Source organism: Micromonospora inyonensis (genome assembly GCF_900091415.1).
GTDB classification, from domain to species: Bacteria; Actinomycetota; Actinomycetes; order Mycobacteriales; family Micromonosporaceae; genus Micromonospora; species Micromonospora inyonensis.
In genome coordinates this window covers 2,757,948-2,776,094 of sequence record NZ_FMHU01000002.1, presented here as the reverse complement: position 1 = coordinate 2,776,094, position 18,147 = coordinate 2,757,948, and the positions used below count along the sequence as shown (strand labels likewise).

Sequence of the window (18,147 nt, the reverse complement as noted above, 5' to 3'; positions counted from 1 at the left end):
GCGACCGCGTGATGTTCGAGCGGGTGGTGCGGCCGGGGCTGTTCCGGATCGGGGGCGGCGACGCCGAGACGGCGCACGAGTGGACGTTGCGGCGGCTCACCGCACTGGCCGGGCGGCCGGCCCTGCTCGCCGGGGTGCGGTCGCGGTACGCGGTGTCCGCGCCGCGCACCGTCTTCGGCGTCCGGTTCCCGAACCCGGTCGGGCTGGCCGCCGGCATGGACAAGAACGGGGTGGCGCTGCCGGCCTGGCCGGCGCTGGGCTTCGGGTTCGTCGAGGTCGGCACGGTGACCGCCCGCCCACAGCCGGGCAACCCCCGGCCCCGGTTGTTCCGGTTGCATGACAGCGAGGCGGTGGTCAACCGGATGGGCTTCAACAACGCCGGGGCCGGGGCGCTCGCCGCCCGCCTGGCCGCGCTGCCCCGCCCGCTCGGCGTACCGCTGGGCATCTCGCTCGGCAAGTCCAAGGTGACCCCGCTGGCGGAGGCGGTGGAGGACTACCTCGCCTCCTACCGGGCGCTGCGGGACCACGGCGACTACTTCGCGGTCAACGTCTCCTCGCCGAACACCCCGGGCCTGCGGGCCCTCCAGGACCGGGAGCACCTCGACGCGCTGCTCGCCGCCCTGGTGGGGGAGAAGCCCGTGCTGGTGAAGATCGCCCCGGACCTGACCGAGCCGGCCGTCGCCGAACTGCTGGAGGTGTGCCTGGACCGGGGCGCGGCCGGGGTGATCGCCACCAACACCACGCTGGCCCGCGACGGGCTGGCCCCGGGCGACCGTGCCCGGGGGGCGGAGACCGGTGGGCTCTCCGGCCGTCCGCTCGCCGCCCGGGCGCGCGAGGTGGTCGCCTTCGTGCACCGGGAGACCGGCGGCCGGCTGCCGGTGGTCGGGGTTGGCGGCATCGTCGATCCGGACGACGCGGCCCGGATGGTCGACGCGGGGGCGAGCCTGGTGCAGCTCTACACGGGCTTCATCTACCGCGGCCCGGCCCTGGTGCGCGCCGCCGTCCGGGCCGTCGCCCGGGCGGACCGCGGCGCGGCCCGGACGGTCTAGCCGCGTGCCGACCACCTTGCCGGGCGGGTGGTCCGGGGCCCGGCACGGTGGACCGACAGGACGACGGGTGCCGGTGGATCCACCGGCGGGGGCACGAGGCGAGAAGCCGGAGAGGCGGACAGGGCCGTGACGCCCGAGGAGATCCTGGCGGGGGACCGGGAACACGTGTGGCACCCGTACGCGCCGCTGCCGCCGGCCGTGCCGCCGTACGTGGTCCGGAGCGCGCGGGGGGTGCGGCTGTGCCTGGCCGACGGGCGGGAGCTGGTCGACGGGATGTCGTCCTGGTGGGCGGCCATCCACGGCTACCGGCACCCGGTGCTCGACGCGGCGGTGGTCGACCAGCTCGGCCGGATGAGCCACGTGATGTTCGGCGGGCTGACCCACGAGCCGGCCGTCCGGCTGGCGGGCACCCTGGTCGAACTGGCCCCACCCGGCCTGGAACGGGTCTTCCTCTGCGACTCCGGATCGGTCGCCGTCGAGGTCGCGGTCAAGATGTGCCTGCAGTACCAGCGGGCCACCGGCCGACCGCAACGACACCGGCTCGGCACCTGGCGGGGCGGCTACCACGGGGACACCTTCCACCCGATGAGCGTCTGCGACCCGGAGGGGGGTATGCACCATCTCTGGGCCGACGTGCTGCCCCGTCAGGTCTTCGCCCCGGCCCCGCCGGGCGGCTTCGACGGCCCGGTCGACCCGGCGTACGAGGCGGCGCTGGTCGACGCGGTCGAGCGGCACGCGCACGAGCTGGCGGCGGTGATCGTCGAGCCGGTGGTGCAGGGGGCCGGCGGGATGCGTTTCCACCACCCGCACTACCTGCGGGTGCTGCGCGAGGTGACCCGCGCCCACGGGATCCTGCTCGTCTTCGACGAGATCGCCACCGGCTTCGGCCGGACCGGGACGATGTTCGCCGCCGAGCACGCCGGGATCGCCCCGGATGTGCTCTGCGTGGGCAAGGCGCTCACCGGTGGCTACCTGAGCCTGGCCGCCGCGCTCTGCACCGCCGAGATCGCCCGGGGCATCTCCGCCGACGGGGTGCTGGCGCACGGCCCGACGTTCATGGGCAACCCGCTCGCCTGTGCCGTCGCGAACGCCTCCATCGGGCTGCTGCGGGCCGGAGACTGGGCCACCGAGGTGTCCAGGGTGGAACGGGCGTTACGGACCGGTCTGGCACCGTTGCGGGGCGCGGTCGGGGTGCGGGACGTCCGGGTGCTCGGCGCGATCGGCGTGGTGCAGCTCGACCACGAGGTGGACCTGCCGGCGGCGACCGCGGCCGCGGTCGCGGAGGGGGTCTGGCTGCGGCCGTTCCGCGACCTGGTCTACACCATGCCGCCCTACCTGACCGACGACGCGGACCTGGTCCGGATAACCGCGGGTATCGCCGCCGCGGTGGCGGCGGGCTGACGCCACCGTCCGCAGTGGACACCGGAGGCCCGACGGCCCGGTGGGTGGCCGCAGGGCGGGACACGAGAGGGAGAGAGCAGATGGAGAGTTTCGGAGCCCGGCTGCACCGGGCGATGCGGGAACGCGGGCCGCTCTGTGTGGGAATCGACCCGCACCCGGGCCTGCTGGCCCGCTGGGGCCTGCCGGACGACGTCTCGGGCCTTGACCGGTTCACCCGGACCGTCACGGAAGCCCTCGGTGACCGGGTTGCGGTGGTCAAGCCCCAGTCGGCCTTCTTCGAGCGGTACGGCTCCCGGGGCGTGGCCGTGCTTGAGTCAACTATCCGACAGTTGCGGGAAGCCGGCGCGCTCGTTCTTCTCGACGTCAAGCGTGGCGACATCGGGTCGACCGTCGCCGCGTACGCCGACGCGTACCTCAATCCATCCAGTCCGCTGTATGTCGATGCGATGACGGCGAGCCCCTACCTGGGAGTAGGTTCGCTGGCCCCGATGTTCGACACGGCGGCCCGGCACGGCGGCGGCGTCTTCGTGCTGGCGCTGACCTCCAACCCGGAGGGCAGTGCGGTGCAGCGCGCGCGGGGCGCTGACGGGCGAACCGTCGCGCAGGCTGTCGTCGATGAGATTTCCCAGCTCAACGCCGGTGCGGAGCCGCTCGGCAGCATCGGTCTGGTGGTCGGGGCGACGGTCGGCGACACCGGTCACGACCTCTCCCGGGTGGGCGGACCGCTGCTCGCTCCGGGGCTCGGCGCGCAGGGCGGCACGGCGGCGGATCTGCGTACCGTCTTCGGTTCCGCACTCTCTGCGGTGCTTCCGTCGTACTCCCGTCAGGTGCTCTCCGCCGGTCCCGATCCGGACGCTCTGCGGGCGGCGACCGAACAGGTTCTGACCGACTGTCGACGGGTCCTGGACGCGGCGAAACTGACTGACGGGTCGGTCACCACGGGGTGACGAGCGCGCGTCCACGTTGCCGAAAGCTCCGCTGACCGCTAGTTTTCCCGGCGCTGGGAACCACGGACCCCTTTGGTTTCCAGCGACACCACGTTTCACAGAAGCGGCGGTGCGTCCCGCCCGCCGCGATAGGGACCTGAGGAGAACTGGTGCCGCTCCCGTCACTTACCCCTGAGCAGCGCGCGGCCGCGCTGGAGAAGGCCGCGGAGATCCGCAAGGCCCGTGCTGAGCTGAAGGAGCAGCTCAAGCAGGGCAAGACCACCCTCGCCTCCGTCCTCGAGCGGGCCGAGTCCGACGACGTCGTGGGCAAGCTGAAGGTCTCGGCCGTCCTCCAGGCCATGCCGGGCATCGGCAAGATCCGGGCGAACCAGATCATGGAGAAGCTCAAGATCGCCGACAGCCGCCGGCTGCGTGGCCTCGGTGACCAGCAGCGCAAGGCTCTGCTTGGAGAGTTCGCCGGGAACTGACCCGTGATTCGGGTACAAACAAGCGGTGAGCACGGCTGACGAGACGCGCCCGGCGGCTCGGCTCACTGTCCTGGCCGGCCCCTCCGGGGCCGGTCGGGCCAGTGTGGTCGAGGCGGTCCGGGCGCGTTTCCCGGCGACGTGGACGCCCGTACCGGCCACCACCCGGCCGCGTCGCGGGCACGAACTGCACGGGGTGGACCGGATCTTCCTGGACCCGGCCGGATTCGAGCGCCTGGTCGCCGAGGGGCGACTGCTCGAGTGGAGCCGGGTCGGACCGTACCGGCGGGGGACACCGCGCCGCCCGGTACGGGCCCGGCTCCTCGCCGGGCGTCCGGTCCTCCTCCCGATCGACCCGGACGGCGCGTTGCGCGTCCGCGAGGTCGAACCGGACGCCCGACTGGTCCTGCTGGCCCCGCCCGGCTTCCGTCCCGACGCGCGGACCGCAGCCACGTTCGAGCTGACCCTCCGGCACGACCTGCTCGAACGGGTCGTGGCCGAGCTGGTAGGATTGCTCGGTTCGTCCTTTCCGGCACCGGTCCAGCCGCGACCGCGCGGTTGACCGCCCGCCGCGCCGCGGCCGGTCCACTCAGACGCAGAGGTTCAAATTCGTGGGATCCATCGCCAACCCCGAGGGCATCACCAACCCGCCGATCGACGAGCTGCTGGAGAAGACCTCCTCGAAGTACGCGCTGGTGATCTTCGCCGCCAAGCGCGCCCGCCAGGTCAACGCCTACTACAGCCAGCTCGGTGAGGGCCTGCTGGAGTACGTCGGCCCGCTCGTGGAGACCACCCCGCAGGAGAAGCCCCTCTCGATCGCGATGCGCGAGATCAACGCCGGTCTGCTCACCGCCGAGCCGACCGACCAGCCGTAACCCACCCCGCCGATGTCCGCCGGGATCGTCCTCGGGGTCGGCGGCGGCATCGCCGCCTACAAGGCATGTGAGCTGCTGAGGCTCTTCACCGAGTCGGGCCACCGGGTCCGGGTCGTGCCGACCGCGTCGGCGCTCCGCTTCGTCGGAGCGCCGACCTGGGCGGCGCTCTCGGGTCAACCGGTGGCCGACGACGTCTGGACCGACGTGCACGAGGTGCCGCACGTCCGGCTCGGTCAGCGGGCCGACCTGGTCGTGGTCGCACCGACCACCGCCGACCTGCTGGCCAAGGCGGCCCACGGGCTCGCCGACGACCTCCTCACCAACACCCTGCTGACCGCCCGCTGCCCGGTGGTGCTCGCCCCGGCGATGCACACCGAGATGTGGGAGCACCCGGCCACCGTGGCGAACGTGGCCACCCTGCGGGCCCGGGGCGTCCTGGTGATCGAGCCGGCGGTCGGCCGGCTGACCGGCGCGGACAGCGGCAAGGGCCGTCTCCCCGACCCGGCGGAGATCTTCGCGGTGGCGCGGCGCGCGCTGCGCCGGGGCCCCGACGCCCCCGCCGACCTGACCGGACGCCGGGTGGTGGTGACCGCCGGCGGCACCCGGGAACCGCTCGACCCGGTGCGCTTCCTCGGCAACCGGTCCTCCGGCAAACAGGGGTACGCCTTCGCGCGCGCCGCGGTCGGCCGGGGTGCCCGGGTGACCCTGATCGCCGCCAACGTCTCGCTGCCCGATCCCGCCGGGGTGGACCTGGTCCGCGTCGGCACCACCGAGGAGCTGCGCACGGCCACCCTGGCGGCGGCAGAGACGGCCGACGTGGTGGTGATGGCGGCGGCTCCGGCCGATTTCCGTCCGGCGACCTACGCGCCTGGCAAAATCAAGAAGTCGGAGGACGGCGGCGCGCCCACCATCGAGCTGGTGACGAACCCGGACATCGCCGCGGAGCTGGGTGGGCGCCGCCGGCCGGGACAGGTGCTGGTGGTGTTCGCCGCCGAGACCGGTGACGCGGAGGCCAACGGGCGGGCGAAGCTCGCCCGCAAGCGGGCGGACCTCATCGTGATCAACGAGGTCGGCGCGGACAAGGTCTTCGGTGCCGAGACGAACGCGGCGACCGTCGTCGGCGCGGACGGTTCGACCCGGGTCATTCCGGAACGGACGAAGGAAGACCTGGCCGACGACGTCTGGGACCTCGTGGTGCCCCGTCTCACCACCCCTGCGTGACCCGGGAGAGCACCCACACGGCCGGGCGGTAGTGATTACACTGCCGCGGAACGACCCTTCACATCTTAGGAGTACCGTGACACGCCGCCTGTTCACGTCCGAGTCGGTCACGGAGGGCCACCCGGACAAGATCGCTGATCAGATCAGTGATGGGATTCTGGACGCGTTGTTGAGTCAGGATCCGCGTTCGCGGGTCGCGGTGGAGACGTTGATCACGACGGGGCAGGTGCACGTCGCGGGTGAGGTGACCACGAAGGCGTATGCGGATATCCCGTCGATCGTGCGGGAGACGATCCTGGGGATCGGGTACGACTCGTCGCGTAAGGGGTTCGACGGGGCGTCGTGTGGGGTGAGTGTGTCGATCGGGGCGCAGTCGCCGGACATCGCGCAGGGTGTGGACAACGCGTTCGAGTTGCGGACGGGGTCGTCGGAGTCGGCGTTGGATGCGCAGGGTGCCGGGGATCAGGGCATGATGTTCGGGTTCGCGTGTTCGGAGACGCCGGAGCTGATGCCGTTGCCGATCGCTTTGGCGCACCGCCTGGCGCGGCGGTTGTCGGCGGTGCGGAAGGACGGCACGATTCCGTATCTGCGTCCGGATGGTAAGACGCAGGTGACCATCGAGTACGAGGGTCTGCGTCCGGTCCGCCTGAACACGGTGGTGGTCTCCTCGCAGCACGCGGCGGACATCAGTCTGGAGTCGTTGTTGACGCCGGACGTGCGGGAGCATGTGATCGCCCCGGAGGTCGAGGGTCTCGGTCTGGACACCGACGGGTACCGGTTGTTGGTGAACCCGACGGGTCGGTTCGAGATCGGTGGACCGATGGGCGACGCCGGCCTGACGGGTCGGAAGATCATCGTGGACACCTACGGTGGGTACGCCCGGCACGGTGGTGGGGCGTTCTCCGGTAAGGACCCCTCGAAGGTCGACCGGTCCGCCGCCTATGCGATGCGGTGGGTGGCGAAGAACGTCGTCGCCGCCGGTCTCGCGGAGCGCTGTGAGACGCAGGTCGCGTACGCGATCGGCAAGGCCCACCCGGTGAGCCTGTTCATCGAGACGTTCGGGACGGAGAACGTGCCGGTCGAGCGGATCGAGCAGGCCGTCAACGAGGTGTTCGACCTGCGTCCCGCGGCGATCATCCGGGACCTGAACCTGCTCCGCCCGATCTACCGGCAGACCGCAGCCTACGGCCACTTCGGCCGGGAACTGCCCGAGCTGACCTGGGAGAGCACCGACCGGGCCGCCGACCTCAAGTCGGCCGCAGGAGCCTGACCCCCAGCAGGCACACCGACCGGCGACCCGCTGACGGGTCGCCGGTCGCTCGTGTCTGCGTGGACGTGCCCCTGGCCCACCTGGACCGGCCCTTCGACTACCTGGTCCCCGCCGAACTGGCCGCGTCGGCGGTGCCCGGTACCCGGGTCAAGGTGCGCTTCGCCGGGCAACTCGTCGACGGCTGGCTGCTGGAACGGACCGAGCGGTCCGGGCACGCCGGCCGGCTGGCGTACCTGGAGAAGGTCGTCTCGCCCGAACCGGTGCTGGCCCCCGAGATCGCCAACCTGGCCCGGGCGGTCGCCGACCGGTACGCCGGCAGCCTCGCCGACGTGCTCCGCCTCGCCGTACCGCCCCGGCACGCCCGGGTCGAGAAGGAGGCCCGGCCCGACGAACCCGTCGCCGTCGCGGCCGACACGGCCCGCGCCGGGAGCGCCCCGGTCGACGAGGTGGCGGCCGGTACGACCCCGACGGAGCCGGACCCGGCGAACGGTTGGGGGGCGTACCCGGCCGGGCCGGGCCTGCTGCGGGCGCTCACCGACGGTCGCGCCCCCCGGGCGGTCTGGTCGGCGCTGCCGGGAGAGGACTGGCCGGCCCGCATCGCCGAGGCCGCGGCGGCCACGGTACGCGGCGGACGCGGCGTGGTCGCGGTGGTCGCCGACGCCCGCGACCTGGACCGGCTCGACGCGGCGCTGACCGGGGTGCTCGGCCCGGACCGGCACGTCCGGCTCTCCGCCGCCCTCGGTCCGGCCCGCCGCTACCGGGCCTTCCTCGCCGCCCGCCGGGGCCGGGTACCGGTGGTCATCGGCACCCGCGCGGCGATGTTCGCCCCGGTGGAGCGGCTCGGTCTGGTGGCGATCTGGGACGACGGCGACGACCTGCACGCCGAGCCCCGGGCGCCGTACCCGCACGCCCGCGAGGTGCTGCTCACCCGCGCCCAGCTCGGCGGGGCCGCCGCCCTGGTCGGTGGATACACCCGGACCGCCGAGGCGCAACTGCTGGTGGAGACCGGCTGGGCGCGGGAGGTGGTCGCGGACCGGGCCACCCTCCGGGCGCGTACCCCGGGCGTCGCGCCGACCGGCGACGACCCGCAGCTGGCCCGCGACCCGGCCGCCGCGACCGCCCGGCTGCCCAGCCTGGCCTGGACCACCGCGCGGGACGCGTTGCGGGCCGACACCCCGGTGTTGGTCCAGGTGCCCCGGCGTGGCTACCTGCCGGCGGTCTCCTGCGCCGACTGCCGGGCCCCGGCGCGGTGCCCACACTGCGCCGGGCCGCTCGCGCTGCCGTCGGCCCGGGGGATGCCGGCCTGCCGCTGGTGCGGCCGGGTCAGCGCCGCGTACGCCTGCCCGGAGTGCGGCGGCCGGCGGCTGCGGGCCGCGGTGGTCGGCGCCCGACGGACCGCCGAGGAACTGGGCCGCGCCTTCCCCGGGGTGCCGGTACGCACCTCCGGGCGCGAGGAGGTACTCGCCCGGGTGCCCGGCGATGCGTCAGTGGTGGTGGCGACCCCCGGTGCCGAGCCGGTCGCCGAGGGCGGCTTCGGTGCGGTGCTGCTGCTGGACTCCTGGGCCCTGCTCACCCGGGCCGACCTGCGGGCCGGGGAGGAGGCGCTGCGGCGGTGGCTCCGCGCGGCGGCGCTGGCCCGGCCGGCGACGGACGGCGGACGGGTGGTGGTGGTCGCCGACGGCGGGCTCGCCCCGGTGCAGGCCCTGCTGCGCTGGGACCCGGTCTGGTTCGCCGCGCGGGAGTTGGCCGAGCGGCGGGACCTGGGATTCCCCCCGGCGGTACGGATGGCCAGCGTGACCGGTACCGCGCCGGCCGTGGCCGAGCTGCTCGCCGAGGCCCACCTCCCCGACCAGGCCGAGGTGCTCGGCCCGGTCCCGGCCGCCGACGACCGGGAACGGATGCTGGTCCGGGTGCCCCGGTCGCGGGCGGCCGCGCTCGCGGAGGCGCTGCACGCCGCGGCCGGGGTCCGCGCCGCCCGCAAGGCCGCCGACCCGGTGCGGGTGCAGGTCGATCCGCTGGAGCTGTTCTGACCTCCGCCGGTACGGGGGTGTTCGCCGGGAAAGTCCTGACGGGCCCGTGGTAGCATCGCCCCTCACTGCCCGTGCCGGCGCGGCGCGACGACGGCCGGAGCGCGTCGAGGCGACGCCGAATCGATGATGTCAACCAGCCGGTGATCAGAGGTGGATCAGTCGTGACCGTCCGTCAATCGATCGTCTTCAACGGTGATCTCGGCAGCGGCAAGAGCACCGTCTCCGTCGAGATCGCCGAGCGGCTCGGCATGCGGCGGGTCAGCGTCGGGGACCTCTACCGGCAGATGGCCCAGGAGCGGCAGATGACCGCGCTCCAGCTCAACCTGCACGCCGAGCTGGACCAGGCCGTCGACGGCTACGTCGACCAGCTCCAGCGGGACATCGCCGCCTCCGGCGAGCCGCTGGTGATGGACTCCCGGCTGGCCTGGCACTTCTTCACCGACGCGCTCAAGGTGCACATGATCACCGAACCGGGGGAGGCGGCCCGACGTGTGCTGCTGCGCCCCTCCGGTCCGGCCGAGAGCTACGCCTCGCTGGAGGAGGCGAAGGCCAGGCTCAAGGAGCGCAGCGACAGCGAACGGAACCGCTTCCTGGTCCGCTACGGCGTGGACAAGGCCCGGCTGCGCAACTACGACCTGGTCTGCGACACCACCCGGGCTGCTCCGACCGAGGTGATCGCGCACATCATCGACGCGTACGAGGGACGCCTCGCCACCGACGTGCTCCGCGACGCCCCGCCGCTGCTGATGCTGGACCCGGCCCGGGTCTACCCCACGGAGGACGTGCACAACCTGCGCGGGCTCTGGGAGAGCGACCTCGTCGAGGCGGTCGGTGCCGCCGGTGACCAGGCGCTGGAGCCGCTGAGCATCGGGTACTCCGGGGAGTACTTCTTCGTCGTCGACGGTCATCGCCGGCTCAGCGCCGCGCTCCAGAACGGCTTCACCCTGGTGCCCGGCCGGCTGGTGGCCGAGGCCGACGAGCCGGTCGTCGGCGGCCTCACCGCGGCCGAGTACTTCACCCGGCAGGTCCGGGCCGGCACGGTGCACGACTGGGAGGCGGCCCACAAGATCGAGCTTGCGCTGCCGGAGCACGTCCTGCGGGCCCCCGACGCGGTGCTGGCCGGCGACGCGGTCGCGGGGCACTGACGGGGGCCGTTCGCGGCGCGTCACGGTATCGCCGCCGAGGGTGATCGGGGCATGATGGATCTCCCGTACGCCCGTCGATGGAGGTTCGCCGTGGACGCTGCCGGTGCGATGGCTCATCTGTTCTCCCCGCAGGGACGTGTCGACCCCTATCCGGCGTACGAACGGCTGCGCGCCCACGGGCCGGTCGTCGAGATCGCCCCGGGCCTGTACGTGGCCACCGGGTACACCGCCATCGACGAGGTGCTCCGCGATCCCCGCTACGAGGTGACCCACGAGGAGTTGACGCAGCACCCGGTGGCCGCCGGGACGGCGCGACCCTCGACCTGATGGACGAATTCGCCTATCCGCTGCCGATCGGGGTGATCTGCGCCCTGCTCGGCGTACCGGAGGCTGACCGGGAGGCCTTCCGGGGGTGGACCGTCGACTTCGCCGCCGTTCTGGAGCCGGAGATCTCGGAGGCGGAGCTGGCCGTCGCCGACCGGGGCGCGGTGGCGCTGCGCGACTACTTCCGAGACCTGGTCGAGGCCCGTCGCCGGGCCCCCGCCGACGACCTGACCACCGCGCTGGTCCAGGCGCACGACGCCGAGGCCGGGCGGCTCACCGGCGACGAACTCCTGGCCAACCTGGTTATCCTCCTGGCCGCCGGCTTCGAGACCACCACCAACCTGCTTGGCAACGGGCTGGTGGTGCTGCTGCGACACCCCCGGCACGCCGCCGCCCTGCGTGACGACCCCGCCTTCGCCGGGGAGTACGTGGAGGAACTGCTGCGCATCGACTCCCCGGTGCAGGTCACCAGCCGGAAGGCCACCGTCCCGGTCACCCCGGGCGGGGTGCCGGTGCCGGCCGGTGGCCGGGTGCTGCTGCTCCTCGGCGCGGGCAACCGCGATCCGGAGCGGTTCGCCGAGCCGGGCCGCTTCGACCCGACCCGGCCGCACAACCAGCCCCTCTCCTTCGGCGGGGGACCGCACTACTGCCTGGGGGCGGCGCTGGCCCGACTGGAGGCGCAGGTCGCCTTCCCGCTGCTGCTGCGCGAGCTGCCCGGTCTGGCCCTGGCCGGCGAGCCCCGGCACCGGACCCGACTGACCCTGCGCGGCTACGCCACGCTGCCGATGACCGTGAACGCCGATCGGCATCGCCGGGTGGTGGTGCCCGTGCCGGCCGGGGAACGCGGTACGCCGACCGGAGCCGGCTCGGGCACTCCGTAGACTGGTACGGCACGAGTTCCGTCCCGTCGACGAAGGAGCCACCCCGCGTGACCGTCCAGCCCATCCGTCTGTTCGGGGATCCGGTGCTGCGCACGCCGGCCGATCCGGTGGTCGACTTCGACGTCGAGCTGCGCAAGCTCGTCGCCGACCTGACCGACACGATGCGGGAGAAGGGCGGGGCCGGTCTCGCCGCCCCGCAGCTCGGGGTGGGCCTGCGCGTGTTCACCTTCGACGTCGACGACGTGCTCGGGCACCTGGTCAACCCGGTGCTGGAGTTCCCGGATTCCGAGGAGCAGGACGGCCCCGAGGGCTGCCTCTCCATCCCCGGGCTCTACTTCGACACCAAGCGCCGGCAGAACGTGATCGCCAAGGGGTTCAACGCCTACGGCGACCCGATGCAGATCGTCGGCACCGGCCTGATGGCGCGCTGTGTGCAGCACGAGACCGACCACCTCGACGGCGTCCTCTTCATCGACCGGCTGGACGCCGCCGGGCGCAAGGAGGCGATGAAGGCGATCCGCCAGGCCGAGTGGTACGACGCCGCCGCGCCGCCGGTGGTCAAGGTGAACCCGCACGGGGCCGCCAGCCCGTTCGGTCTGGGGCGGTGACCGTGCGCCTGGTCTTCGCCGGCACGCCGGCCGTCGCCGTCCCCGCCCTGGAGGCGGTCGCCGCCTCCGGGCACGAGCTGGTCGCCGTGGTCACCCGCCCGGACGCCCCGGCCGGACGCGGACGCGGGCTGTCCCGCTCCCCGGTCGGCGCGTGGGCCGACGCGCACGGCGTCGAGGTGCTCACCCCGGCCCGCCCGCGCGAACCGGAGTTCCTCGACCGGCTCCGCGCACTCGCCCCGGACTGCGTCCCGGTGGTCGCCTACGGGGCGCTGGTGCCGCCGGCCGCGCTGGAGATCCCCCGGCACGGCTGGATCAACCTGCACTTCTCGCTGCTGCCCGCCTGGCGGGGCGCGGCCCCCGTGCAGCACGCGGTGCTGCACGGCGACGAGCTGACCGGCGCGAGCGTCTTCCAACTGGAGGAGGGGCTGGACACCGGCCCGGTCTACGGCACCCTCACCGACCGGATCGGGCCGCAGGACACCTCCGGCGACCTGCTGGAGCGGCTCGCCGTGTCGGGCGCGGGCCTGCTGGTGGCGGTGCTCGACGCGATCGCCGACGGCACCGCCCGTGCGGTTGCGCAGCCGGCCGACGGCGTGTCCCTGGCCCCGAAGCTGACCGTCGAGGACGCCCAGGTCCGCTGGGCCGAGCCGGCGTTCGCGGTGGACCGGCGGATCCGGGCCTGCACCCCGGCCCCCGGCGCGTGGACGACCTTCCGGGGCGACCGGGTCAAACTCGGCCCGGTGCGGCCGGTGCCCGACGCTCCGGAGCTGAAGCCCGGCGAACTACTCGTGGAACGCAAGCGGGTGCTGGCCGGCACGGCCACCACCCCGGTGTCGCTCGGCGAGGTACGCGCCGCCGGCAAGAAGCCGATGCCGGCCACCGACTGGGCGCGGGGCGTCCGGGTCGACACCGGCGAGCAGTTCGCGTGACCGGGCCGGAGGAACGGGCCGAGTACCCACGGCCGCGCCGGTCGGGTCCGGGCGTCGAGCCCGGGCGCGGCGACCGCCGACGTGATCCACGGGACGGCCGGGGCGGGGCCGACCGGCGCGGTGGCGGGCGGACCGGCCGCCACGACGTCGTGGACCGGCCACGTCACGCCGCGTACGAGGCGGTGGCGGCGGTGCACCGCGACGACGCGTACGCCAACCTGGTGTTGCCGGCCATCCTGCGGGACGCGGGGCTGTACGGCCGGGACGCGGCCTTCGCCACCGAGCTGACCTACGGCACCCTGCGCGCGCTGGGCACCCTGGACGCCATCCTCACCGACGCCGCCGGCCGGGACGTGGACCGTATCGACCCGCCGGTGCGCGACGCGCTGCGGCTCGGCGCGTACCAGCTCCTGCACACCCGGGTGCCGGCCCACGCGGCGGTCTCCGCCACGGTGGACCTGGTCCGGGCGGTCGGTCCGGGCGCGACCGGGTTCGCCAACGCGGTGTTGCGCGAGGTCGCCGGCCGGGACGCCGACACCTGGATCGACCGGATCGCCCCGTCGATGGCGGACGACCCGGTCGGGCACCTGGCGCTGGCCCACAGTCACCCGCAGTGGATCGTCCGGGCCTTCTCCGAGGCGCTCGGCGGTGACCTGGGTGAGACGACCCGGCTGCTGATCGAGGACAACCAACCCCCGCCGGTGCACCTGTGCGCCCGGCCGGGGCGGGCCGACCCGCCGGAGCTGGCCGACGAGGTCGGGGGCGCGCCGGGAGCCTTCTCGCCGTACGCGGTGTACCTCTCCGGCGGCGCGCCGGGTGACCTGCCGGCGTTGGCGCAGGGCCGGGCGCACGTGCAGGACGAGGGCTCACAGCTCGTGGCGGCGGCGCTGACCGCCGCCCCGTTGGACGGGCCGGACGGCCGCTGGCTGGATCTCTGCGCCGGTCCGGGCGGCAAGACCGGCCTGCTGGGCGCGCTCGCGGCGCAGCGCGACGCGCGGGTGACCGCGGTCGAGGTGGCCGAGCACCGGGCCCGTCTGGTCGAACAGGCCACCCGCGGACTGCCGGTGAGCGTGCTGCACACCGACGGCCGGACGGTCGGCTCCGACTCGAAGCTGCCCGAGGAGCACTTCGACCGGGTGCTGGTGGACGCCCCCTGCACCGGCCTCGGATCGCTGCGCCGCCGGCCGGAGTCGCGCTGGCGCCGTCAGCCTTCGGACCTGCCGCCGCTGACCCGGCTCCAGCGGGAGCTGCTCACCGCCGGCCTGCGCGCGACGCGTCCCGGCGGGCTGGTCGCCTACGTCACCTGCTCGCCGCACGTGGTGGAGACGCACGTGACGGTCACCGAGGCGGCCCGGCGCTGCGGGGCACCGGTGGACTTCGTCGACGCCCGCGCGCTCCTGCCGGCGGGCATGCCGGGCCTGGGGGCCGGGCCGACGGTGCAGCTCTGGCCGCACCGGCACGGCACGGACGCGATGTTCCTCGCGGTGCTGCGGCGCGGCTGACCCGGTCCTCGGTCGGGGTGGGGCCGACGGTCCCACCCCGGCTTCCGGGAACGCCCCCGGCGGACCGGCGCCGGGTCGGGTGTGTCGGTCCGTGTGCCGGAACGGCTGTGCCGGCCCGACGCTCCGGATCGCGGGGAGCGTCGGGCCGGCGGTGCCCGGTCAGGCGTAGCGGATCGGCAGGGCCTTGGTGCCGCCGCCCTTGACCGAGCGCTTCAGGCTGCGGTCACTGAGCCAGAGGAAGCACTGGACCCCGCGGTTGCCGTCCTTCCACTCCTCCTGGGAGGGGTGGTAGTAGATGGTCCCGGTCCGGTACTTGAGGTTGCTGTCGTCGGGCACCTTCGCGTACGTGGCGACCATCGCCTGGCACCGCCGGTGGACGCGCGTGCTGCCCTTGACCAGTTCGGCGTGGTCGTCGACGGTGTCCGGGTAGACGCCGACGAACTCGGCGTCGTGCCGGGTCGTGCAGGCCACCTCGGCCATGTCGTCGACCTTGTCGTTGGCCAGCTTGACGTTGAAGCAGCGGTGGGCGAGCGGGGAGTCGGCGGCCAGCGCGCCCTTGAGGCTGCCCGTCCGGGGCTTCACGACCGGTCCGTCGAGGCGGTTGACCTCGGCGACGTCGCAGCGGAACCACCGCGCGCCGCCCTTCCAGCCGTACTCGGACGGCAAGATGGTGTGCAGGGCGATCCGGCCCGAGCGCCAGTCCGCGCCGAGCGTCCGGTTCGCCGCCTTCTCGCACTCGCCGTACGCGGCCAGCCGGGCCGGTGATCCGGCCGGTGGGGGCGTGGCGCGGTCGCTGTGCTCGGCGGGCAGCGCGCCCACGTGCACCGTCTCCGTCTCGTGGGACTGGTCGCAGGGCACCGGGCCGTACGAGCTGAGGTAGCCGACCTCCGTCTCGTCCGGGTGGCAGGTCTCGGGTGCCGGCTGGAAGATCTTCGGCGCGGCGAGGCCCGCCCAGTCGTCGACGAGGTTGCCGTCGGTGCCCTCCGGCACGCCGCAGCCGGCCAGCGCCAGCGCCGCCACCCCACCCAGAGCGCACGCCCTCAACCACCGTCGCATGACCCGTCCTCCCCGTACCGTCCGTCGACGCCGCCCCGGCGTTCGGGGCGGGCCACGGCGCAGGAGCATACGGCACCCGTACCAGCCGCGCGGGGACCGACCGTCCCCGTGGGACGGTCGGTGACGCCGGCCCGGGAACGAGGTGACGAGCGGTCACCACGTGGGGCGGGACGGTGCGGGATGACCGGGCGGCTCAGCCGAACTGGACGGGGAGGGCCTTCTGGTTCGTCTGGTCGCCAGCGGTGGCCTTCTCGGCCGTTCCGCAGCCGGCCAGGGCGAGTGCCACCACCCCGCCCAGGGCGCACGCCCTCCACCACCGCCGCATCGATCCGTCCTTCCGGCCCTCCGCCCGTGTCCCGGTGCCGGGCGGGCCACGGCGCGGCAGCCTACGGCACCGTTCTCGGCCGCGCCTACCGACCGTCCCGTCGGATGGCGGGTGGTTGCCGGCCGGTCCCGCGAGGTGGTCGGTGGTGGCGCGGTGCCAGGGAGTGTCGGGTGCGTTCGTACACTGGCCGGGTGACCGTACCGCCCCCGATCGTCGCGCCCAGCATCCTCGCCGCTGATTTCGCCCGCCTCGCCGACGAGGTGCGCGCCGTGGAAGACGCCGCGGACTGGCTGCACGTGGACGTGATGGACAACCACTTCGTGCCCAACCTGACCATCGGGCTGCCCGTGGTGCAGAGCCTGCGGGCGGTGACCGCGCTGCCGTTCGACGTGCACCTCATGATCACCGATCCACGGCGCTGGGCCCCCGGGTACGCCGACGCCGGGGCGTACAACGTCACCTTCCACGCCGAGGCCTGCGACAACCCGGTCGAGCTGGCGCGGGACCTGCGCTCGGCCGGGGCGAAGGCCGGCCTGGCCATCGACCGGGACACCCCGATCGAGCCGTACCTGGAGATCCTGCCCAGCTTCGACACCCTGCTGATCATGACGATCAAGGCCGGGTTCGGCGGTCAGCGGTTCATCCCGCAGCTGCTCGACAAGGTCCGCACCGCCCGCCGGCACGTCGCCGCCGGTCACCTGGAACTGCGCATCGAGGTGGACGGGGGGATCGCCGCGGACACCATCGCGCAGGCCGCCGAGGCGGGCGCGGACGCGTTCGTCGCCGGCACCGCCGTCTACGGCGCCGACGACCCGGCCGAGGCGGTACGTCGCCTGCGTGCCCTGGCGGGACGCGCGGCAGCCGGGGTCTGACCCGTGGAGCCCGCCGGTGAGCGCCCCGACGTCATCCTCGTCGTCGACGACGACGAGGACATCGCCCGGTTCGTCGAGTTCAACCTCCGGCTGCACGGCTTCGAGGTGATCCACGCCGCCGACGGGCAGGAGGCGCTCGAGGTGATCGAGCGGGCCCGTCCCGACCTGGCCGTGGTGGACCTGATGATGCCCCGCATCGACGGCCTGGAGCTGACCCGACGCCTGCGCGCCGACCCGATGACCTCCGCCCTGCCGGTGATCATGCTGACCGCCAAGGGGATGACCGTCGACAAGGTGCACGGCCTCAGCGCCGGGGCCGACGACTACCTGGTCAAGCCCTTCGACACCGCCGAGCTGGTGGCCCGGGTCAGCTCCACCCTGCGCCGCAACAAGGAGTTCCGCGAGGTCTCCCCGCTGACCGGGCTGCCGGGCAACAGCCGGATCCGCCGGGAGATCAGCGACCGGGTGCGCAGCGGCACCGACTACGCCGTCGGCTACATCGACATCGACCGGTTCAAGAGCGTCAACGACCGGTACGGTTTCGTCCGCGGTGACGACTTCATCTCGGCGCTGGCCCGCAGCCTGCACCGGGCGGTGGTGTCGCTCGGACTCCCGCCGGCCTTCCTCGGCCACGTCGGCGGCGACGACTTCGTGATCGTCTGCACCCCCGAGCAGGTACGCCCGCTCACCTCCCGCGCGGTGGTCGACTTCGAGACCTCCGCCGACAAGTTGTACGACCCCGTCGACGCCGAACGCGGCTACGTCGAACTGAAGGACCGGCGCGGCAACATCCGTAGGGCCGCCCTGGTCACCCTCTCCATCGGGGTCTCCCTCTCCGACAGCCGGAAGCGCTTCACCGACCCCCTCGAGGCGATCGCGGTCGCCTCAGAGATGAAGACGGTGGCCAAGAGCCAGCCGGGTTCGTACGTGGCGGTGGACCGGCGGCGGGGCCTCCCCGACCGCCCCACGGGAAACCCCCCGAAGCTGTGAGGTAGCTCGCCGGGGTGGCGGACACCCCCGGTCGACGTGTAAGACTTCCCACGTACCCACCACGCGCTGGCGGGACTCGGTGTAATTCCGAACCGGCGGTGATCCACGGCCCGAGCCGTGGTCAGCCCGCGACCCGGTCGGCCTCGGCCGCCCGGTGGACCTGGTGAGATTCCGGGGCCGACGGTTGGGGGCGGGCAATCCCGCGCCCAGACAGTCCGGATGGGAGACAGCGCGCGGGACGGACAGGCCCCGGTGCCG

Annotated in this window: 17 protein-coding genes, 1 pseudogene and 1 riboswitch; of the genes and pseudogenes, 16 read left to right on the top strand and 2 right to left on the bottom strand. The window is 73.9% G+C overall.

All coding sequences use genetic code 11. The annotated features are described in order from the left end of the window. Positions 1-8 precede the first annotated feature (8 nt). The 14 genes and pseudogenes from GA0074694_RS26685 (at position 9) to GA0074694_RS26620 (ending at position 14,646) form a co-directional block, all read left to right on the top strand. On the top strand, positions 9-1,049 hold the full coding sequence (locus GA0074694_RS26685; protein ID WP_091462742.1) for a quinone-dependent dihydroorotate dehydrogenase: 1,041 nt from the start codon (positions 9-11) through the stop codon (positions 1,047-1,049). 126 nt (positions 1,050-1,175) lie between these two features. Then, positions 1,176-2,450 (top strand): adenosylmethionine--8-amino-7-oxononanoate transaminase, encoded by a 1,275-nt coding sequence (locus GA0074694_RS26680; protein ID WP_091462741.1) that lies wholly within the window; start codon positions 1,176-1,178, stop codon positions 2,448-2,450. Positions 2,451-2,530: 80 nt separating this feature from the next. Beyond that, a complete protein-coding gene (pyrF, locus tag GA0074694_RS26675; RefSeq protein ID WP_091462740.1) occupies positions 2,531-3,397 on the top strand; it encodes an orotidine-5'-phosphate decarboxylase in 867 nt (288 codons plus the stop codon). A 149-nt stretch (positions 3,398-3,546) separates the two neighbouring features. Further along, positions 3,547-3,864 carry an integration host factor, actinobacterial type gene (gene mihF / locus GA0074694_RS26670; RefSeq protein ID WP_091462739.1) on the top strand — a complete coding sequence of 106 codons (318 nt, stop codon included), beginning with the start codon at positions 3,547-3,549 and terminating at the stop codon, positions 3,862-3,864. 25 nt (positions 3,865-3,889) lie between these two features. Then, complete coding sequence (locus tag GA0074694_RS26665; protein ID WP_091462738.1) at positions 3,890-4,423, top strand: nucleoside/nucleotide kinase family protein; 534 nt, start codon at positions 3,890-3,892, stop codon at positions 4,421-4,423. Positions 4,424-4,472: 49 nt separating this feature from the next. After that, positions 4,473-4,736, top strand: a complete 264-nt coding sequence (gene rpoZ, locus GA0074694_RS26660; protein WP_091462737.1) for a DNA-directed RNA polymerase subunit omega — start codon at positions 4,473-4,475, stop codon at positions 4,734-4,736. 12 nt (positions 4,737-4,748) lie between these two features. Then, positions 4,749-5,957: a bifunctional phosphopantothenoylcysteine decarboxylase/phosphopantothenate--cysteine ligase CoaBC gene (gene coaBC, locus GA0074694_RS26655; RefSeq protein WP_091462736.1), complete on the top strand. Its 1,209-nt coding sequence runs from the start codon at positions 4,749-4,751 to the stop codon at positions 5,955-5,957. Between the two features lie 76 nt (positions 5,958-6,033). Continuing rightward, positions 6,034-7,227 carry a methionine adenosyltransferase gene (gene metK, locus GA0074694_RS26650; RefSeq protein ID WP_091462735.1) on the top strand — a complete coding sequence of 398 codons (1,194 nt, stop codon included), beginning with the start codon at positions 6,034-6,036 and terminating at the stop codon, positions 7,225-7,227. Between the two features lie 59 nt (positions 7,228-7,286). Continuing rightward, entirely contained in the window at positions 7,287-9,257 is a 1,971-nt protein-coding gene (locus tag GA0074694_RS26645) for a primosomal protein N' (protein ID WP_245714921.1), read from the top strand. A gap of 161 nt (positions 9,258-9,418) precedes the next feature. Next, positions 9,419-10,402 (top strand): AAA family ATPase, encoded by a 984-nt coding sequence (locus GA0074694_RS26640; RefSeq protein WP_091462733.1) that lies wholly within the window; start codon positions 9,419-9,421, stop codon positions 10,400-10,402. A 90-nt stretch (positions 10,403-10,492) separates the two neighbouring features. Beyond that, positions 10,493-11,607: pseudogene (locus GA0074694_RS26635) on the top strand (cytochrome P450). A 47-nt stretch (positions 11,608-11,654) separates the two neighbouring features. Then, on the top strand, positions 11,655-12,215 hold the full coding sequence (def, locus tag GA0074694_RS26630) for a peptide deformylase (protein ID WP_091462732.1): 561 nt from the start codon (positions 11,655-11,657) through the stop codon (positions 12,213-12,215). Between the two features lie 2 nt (positions 12,216-12,217). Then, positions 12,218-13,144 (top strand): methionyl-tRNA formyltransferase, encoded by a 927-nt coding sequence (gene fmt / locus GA0074694_RS26625; RefSeq protein WP_091464058.1) that lies wholly within the window; start codon positions 12,218-12,220, stop codon positions 13,142-13,144. Beyond that, a complete protein-coding gene (locus GA0074694_RS26620) occupies positions 13,141-14,646 on the top strand; it encodes an RsmB/NOP family class I SAM-dependent RNA methyltransferase (RefSeq protein ID WP_091462731.1) in 1,506 nt (501 codons plus the stop codon). The genes fmt and GA0074694_RS26620 overlap by 4 nt, the downstream gene beginning before the upstream one ends. Positions 14,647-14,805: 159 nt before the next feature. Here GA0074694_RS26620 and GA0074694_RS26615 read toward each other — a convergent pair whose 3' ends face one another. Next, the gene (locus tag GA0074694_RS26615; RefSeq protein WP_091462730.1) at positions 14,806-15,702 is read right to left on the bottom strand and encodes a septum formation family protein; all 897 of its coding nucleotides are present in this window, start codon (positions 15,700-15,702) and stop codon (positions 14,806-14,808) included. 193 nt (positions 15,703-15,895) lie between these two features. After that, a complete protein-coding gene (locus GA0074694_RS33820; protein ID WP_281190354.1) occupies positions 15,896-16,027 on the bottom strand; it encodes a hypothetical protein in 132 nt (43 codons plus the stop codon). Positions 16,028-16,218: 191 nt separating this feature from the next. On the opposite strand from GA0074694_RS33820, the gene rpe reads away from it, so the two are divergent. Together rpe and GA0074694_RS26605 are read left to right on the top strand one after the other, a co-directional pair. Beyond that, positions 16,219-16,899: a ribulose-phosphate 3-epimerase gene (rpe, locus tag GA0074694_RS26610; RefSeq protein WP_091464054.1), complete on the top strand. Its 681-nt coding sequence runs from the start codon at positions 16,219-16,221 to the stop codon at positions 16,897-16,899. A 3-nt stretch (positions 16,900-16,902) separates the two neighbouring features. Next, a complete protein-coding gene (locus GA0074694_RS26605) occupies positions 16,903-17,889 on the top strand; it encodes a response regulator (RefSeq protein ID WP_091462729.1) in 987 nt (328 codons plus the stop codon). Between the two features lie 61 nt (positions 17,890-17,950). Then, positions 17,951-18,124: riboswitch (FMN riboswitch) on the top strand. Positions 18,125-18,147 lie beyond the last annotated feature (23 nt).

What these genes read in the sequence shown, in the direction of transcription:
- pyrF (WP_091462740.1), top strand. Translation starts at nt 2,531, where the DNA reads ATGGAGAGTTTCGGAGCCCGGCTGCACCGGGCGATGCGGGAACGCGGG.
- coaBC (WP_091462736.1), top strand. Translation starts at nt 4,749, where the DNA reads ATGTCCGCCGGGATCGTCCTCGGGGTCGGCGGCGGCATCGCCGCCTAC.
- GA0074694_RS26615 (WP_091462730.1), bottom strand. Translation starts at nt 15,702, where the DNA reads ATGCGACGGTGGTTGAGGGCGTGCGCTCTGGGTGGGGTGGCGGCGCTG.
- GA0074694_RS33820 (WP_281190354.1), bottom strand. Translation starts at nt 16,027, where the DNA reads ATGCGGCGGTGGTGGAGGGCGTGCGCCCTGGGCGGGGTGGTGGCACTC.